This is a genomic window from Nostoc sp. 'Peltigera membranacea cyanobiont' 213, assembly GCF_002245975.1.
In the GTDB taxonomy this organism is placed as follows: domain Bacteria; phylum Cyanobacteriota; class Cyanobacteriia; order Cyanobacteriales; family Nostocaceae; genus Nostoc.
In genome coordinates this window covers 1-5,417 of sequence record NZ_NOLI01000248.1, presented here as the reverse complement: position 1 = coordinate 5,417, position 5,417 = coordinate 1, and the positions used below count along the sequence as shown (strand labels likewise).

At 44.6% G+C, this 5,417-nt stretch carries 1 protein-coding gene; it reads left to right on the top strand.

What is annotated here, in order from left to right; all coding sequences use genetic code 11:
* The coding region (locus CDG77_RS33140) for a translocation/assembly module TamB domain-containing protein (RefSeq protein ID WP_094333419.1) at positions 1-5,403 on the top strand (5,403 nt) is incomplete at its 5' end.
* Between the last annotated feature and the right edge of the window lie 14 nt (positions 5,404-5,417).

Below are 5,417 nucleotides of genomic sequence, written 5' to 3'. Positions count from 1 at the left end.
GTAGGGGAGGCAGGGGAGGCAGGGGAGGATGGGGGTGCAAGATCCTCCTCATCTCCCACCGCCCCCATAACATTTTCTCAACTGAATGGATCTGCCCAACTTTTAGCAAACAACCAGTTGATCCGGTTTGATGTGGGGGGTCAAGCAGACAGTGGTGGCAATATTTCCATTCAGGGAGAGACACGTTCTAAGGTGCTGGCAGGCAATTTTCAGTTGCAAGCACAAGATTTGTTCGCTGCTGATATTACTCGGTTGATTAAGTTACCAGTGAACTTACAGGCGGGTCGAGCCAATGGCGACTTGTTAGTTCGGTTGACACCAGGACAGCAGACTTTATTGTATGGCAATGCTGCTGTGCAAGGGGTAACACTTCAAATACCCAAAGTGCCGCAACTGTTAAGCAATAGCCAAGGAAATCTCCGTTTTCAGGGAACAGAGTTGCAGTTAAATAATGTTACTACCAACTACGGCAAAATTCCTGTGGTGGCTACAGGAATCATCGACACTCAAGCAGGCTTTAAGTTGGCAGGGCACGTAAATACCGTGAGTTTGGCTAATGCCCAGGATACTCTGAAGGTAAAACTACCTGTACCGATCGCTGGACAAGTACAAGCAGATTTGCTGATTACCGGATCGACTAAAGAGCCAATTCTCTCAGGTTCAGTTACCACAATAAAAACTGCCCGGATTGACAAAGTTGATTTTAAGAGCATCAGTAGTAAATTTGAGCTTGTTACTAGTTCTAGTTCCTCTTTACTTAGCCTGAAAGATATTCAAGGTAAAGCCATAGTTGGTGGTGATATTACTGGTGCTGGCACAATTAAACTCGGTAAAACGTCACGACTGGATTTAAATTTCGCTGCCAAGAATGTTCCAGGGGATGCGATCGCAAAAGTTTATGGAACAACACCCGCATTCCAAATCGGCAATGTCTCAGCTACAGCCCAATTAACTGGTGCTTCTACCAATGTCCAAACTTCGGTACAATTCCAAGCGCCTAACGGAACTTACCCCGGAACTGGTGAAGTTGCGATTTCTCCAAATCGCATCGTCTCTTTCCGCAATGTGGCTCTTAATGTCAGTGGTGGTAAAGTCCGGGCAACTGGGAGTTATGTTAATGAGCGTTGGCAAGCTGTGGCTGTTGCCTCTGGGGTAAAATTGGAACCCTTTGTAGACAAAAGTCAACTGCAAAATGTCTCTTTGGCAAAGGCACAGTTTAATGGTCGTCTTATCCTCTCAGGCAGCACAGCACCATTTAAAATTGCCACGATTCGCAGTGATGGGGCAGGAGTTCAAATTGGTGGTGGTACAGTTACAGTTTCTAATGTCCAACTGCAAGAACAAAGCTTTTCTGCTCAACTTGTAGCTAATGGTGTGCGGTTAGGACAAATATTAAAACAGTCTCCCCCAGCTTTAAATAATCCTTTGGCGGGGACATTCCAAATCGCAGGTGACAGAGATAATTTTAGCCTGAAAACCCTCCGTAGCAGTGGTGAAGGTAGTCTTGCTATTGACGGTGGAACAGTTACAGCTAAAAATATCCAAGTGGCTAATGGTGTCTATCAGGCGCAAGTTCGGGCAAATAATGTACCGTTGCAGCAGTTGGCAAAAGTACCAAAGCAGTTTCAAGGGGCATTAACTGGTCAGTTCGATGTAGCAGGTTCTGTTGATTCTTTTAAACCGGAAACTATTCAAGCCAGTGGTCAGGCGCGGGTAAATGTCGGGGATGGGACGATTACAGCCTCTAATATCCAAGTGGCTAACGGTGTATACCAGGCGCAAGTTCAAGCGAATAATGTTCCTGTGCGGCAATTGGCAGCAGTACCACCGCAGTTTCGAGGGACATTAACTGGTCAAGTAAACGTGGCTGGTTCTGTTGAATCCTTCCAACCGGAAACTATCCAAGCCAGTGGTCAGGCGCGGGTAAATGTCGGGGGTGGGACGATTACAGCCTCTAATATCCAAGTGGCTAATGGTGTATACCAGGCGCAAGTTCAAGCAAATAATCTACCGTTGCAGCAGTTGGCAGCAGTACCACCGCAGTTTCGAGGGACGTTAACTGGTCAAGCAAATGTGGCTGGTTCTGTTGAGTCGTTCCAACCGCAAACTATCCAAGCTAGCGGTCAAGGACGGCTGAATATTGCAGGTGGAACGATCGCAGCTTCTAATATCCAATTGGCTAATGGTCGCTATCAAGCTGTAGTTGATGCTTCTGGTGTGGAATTAAATCGGTTCAATGAGCAATTGCGGGGTCAATTTGGCGGTCAGTTACAATTAGCTGGCACTGTCGGATCGTCCAAGTTAGCGGATGTACGGGCGGCTGGACAAGTGCAATTATCCCAAGGTATCCCTGGGCTTGAGCAACCTCTGACGGCTGCGATCGCTTGGAGTGGTGAAAGGCTTACCATTGAGCGAGCAACTGCTCCCGGTTTAAGTGTGACTGGTAACATATTAGCTAATGCCAGGGGAACGGGCATACCGGAAATTACTGCCCTAAATCTCAACGTCCAAGCCCAGAATTACAACCTAAAACAGTTACCGATAAATCTTCCTAATCAGGTTGCTGTGGCGGGGAGAGTAGATTTTAATGGTCAAATCACTGGTAAGCTGCCTTTACCAAATGTGGTAGGGCAAATTAATTTACGAGACTTAGTTGTTCAAGATATTGCTTTTGAGCCATTGTTAACTGGAAATATTGATTCAGCACAGGGACGCGGGTTAAATTTGAACTTGGCGGGTAATAGCGATCGCTTGGCCTTTAATTTAGATGCCAATAACCGCCCGAAATCTTTCTTAGTCAAATGGCAAGACGCATCAGCCACAGGTAATGTTCAAGGGAATGATTGGGCACTCAAAGTTGCAAATTTCCCCTTACAAATATTGAATTTGACTCCGCCACCAATAACTCGACTGGGTGCTGGAAAAATCGCTGGTTTGTTAACTGGGGATTTGCTATTTAATCAGCAGACATTGGCATCTACGGGGAATTTAGCGATCGCTAATCCACAAATTGGTCGGCTTAAAGGCGATCGAATAGCTGCTCAATTCCGCTATGGTAACGGTAAAGGCACACTTGCCAGTAGCGAATTTGTCAAAGGCAAAAGTAGTTACGCCCTTGTCGGTACTTTTGCTCAAAGTCCCAAAGGCCCTCAACTACAAGGTAAACTGAACGTCAACCAGGGAGAGATCCAAGATGTTCTGGCTGTAGCACAGATATTTGATTTACAAAATTTACCTGGTGGTTCGCCAGAAATCTACGGTACAGCAGAGGATCTAACCACCACCCCCCAAGGAGCGCCAAATCAACCCTTATTTACCCAAATCCAACGGTTTTCTGAAATTGCAACTTTGGTCGAAGAACAGGAAGAACAGCGACTTAATTCCACTCCCATACCAGATTTAGCAGATTTAAAGGGGACTTTCAACGGCGAAGTGGCTGTGAATACAGCTACAGCCAATGGATTATCAGTAGATTTTAAGTTGAATGGACAAAACTTTGCCTGGGGTAAAAAGGAAGAACGAAATCGTTATTATACTGCCGATAAAGCGATCGCTGAAGGCAGCTTTGAGAACGGTGTTTTGAGTTTGCGACCTTTACGGCTTGAATCTGAAAATAGGCTGATTGCCTTTACAGGTAATGTTGGCGGTGATGAACAATCTGGACAGTTTCGGGTGAATAATTTTCCGGTACAAGTACTGAATAATTTTGTCAAACTGCCAGTTGGAATTACAGGGAATCTTAACGGTACAGCAGCTTTAGCAGGCAGCATTGCTAATCCCCAAGCTAGAGGGGAATTGCAAATCACAGAAGGATTATTGAATCAGAACAAAATAGACTCAGCAAGGGCAAGTTTCAGCTATGCCAACGGCCGCTTAGACTTTGGTAGTACTGTAGCAGTTGCTGGGCCAAAACCTGTTGATATTACTGGCAGCATACCTTATAAACTGCCTTTTGCTTCTGTGGCACCAGACAGCGAGCAAATCAGTTTAGATATGAAGTTGGAAAACGAAGGATTGGGACTGTTAAACGCATTGACTAATCAAGTGGTATTTGAAAAAGGTGAAGGAGAAGTAGACCTTAAGGTACGGGGAACACTAAAAAAACCCGAAGTAAATGGAACTGCTACGATTAATGATGCTACTTTTTCAGCCCAGGCTTTGCCAGGTAAGCTCAGACATGTCACAGGTAGAGTACTGTTTAATTTTGACAGCATCTTAGTAGAAAATCTTCAAGGTAGATTTAGCCGTGGGAAGGTGGAAGCTGCTGGAGCAATTCCCATTTTCAACAATGAGAACGTGACTATTAACAATCCCCTGACTGTTAATCTCGAACAGTTGGCGTTGAATCTTAAGGGACTTTACCAAGGAGGCGCTAGTGGCAATTTGCAGATTACTGGTTCTGCCCTTAACCCCATAATTGGCGGTAAAGTAAGTTTATTTGACGGTCAGGTATTGCTGGCAGAATCTACCGACGCTAGTTCATCTGGAAATAGTAGTCTCGGTGTATCACCCACAAAAGAGAATAAGCAGAGTAAACCTGAAATTGAAAATAGCAAGGTAAATGCGTTGCCGTCAGGTATCGCTAGATTTAATAATCTAGATTTAGAACTCGGTAAAAATGTCCAAATTACCCGTCCCCCAATTCTCAACTTCCGCGCCAGTGGTAATCTCATTGTTAATGGCTTAATCAATCAGCCAATACCTGATGGCACTATCCGCTTAGAAAAAGGTGGCGTGAATTTATTTACTACCCAATTTAACCTTGCTTCTGGCTATACACACACCGCAACTTTTAGTCCCTCCCAACCGCGCGATCCCAACTTAGATATTCGGCTATTTGCCAAAGTACTAGATGTTACTCAAAGTAATGATTTCAGCCGAGTAAATTCCACGGGTTTATCAGCATTAGAAAGTGTTCGAGTCGAAGCCACTATCAACGGTCTGGCTAGTAAACTAAATGAAAATCTAGAACTAACAAGCAGTCCGTCACGTAGTCAAAACGAAATTGTTGCTCTTTTAGGAGGTGGGTTTGTAGACACCCAAGGACGTGGTGACAGTACTTTGGGTCTGATTAACATCGCCGGGTCAGCTGTATTCAATAATTTTCAGTCAGCTTTTAACCAGATTGGGAGTACCTTTGGCTTAAGCGAACTGCGGATATTTCCTACCGTTATTTCTGATAATCCCGAAGCGGGAAGGAGCAGTTCAACGTTGGAATTAGCAGCCGAGGCGGGAGTTGATATTTCTTCCAAAATATCTGTTTCCAGTATCAAAATTTTAACAACTAATGACCCCTTCCAATGGGGTGTTAATTACCGGATAAATAATGAATTTCGTGTGCGTGCTTCCACTAATTTAACCGATGATAGTCGTGCAGTAGTCGAGTATCAAACGCGGTTTTAAAGAAAGTTTTTAGG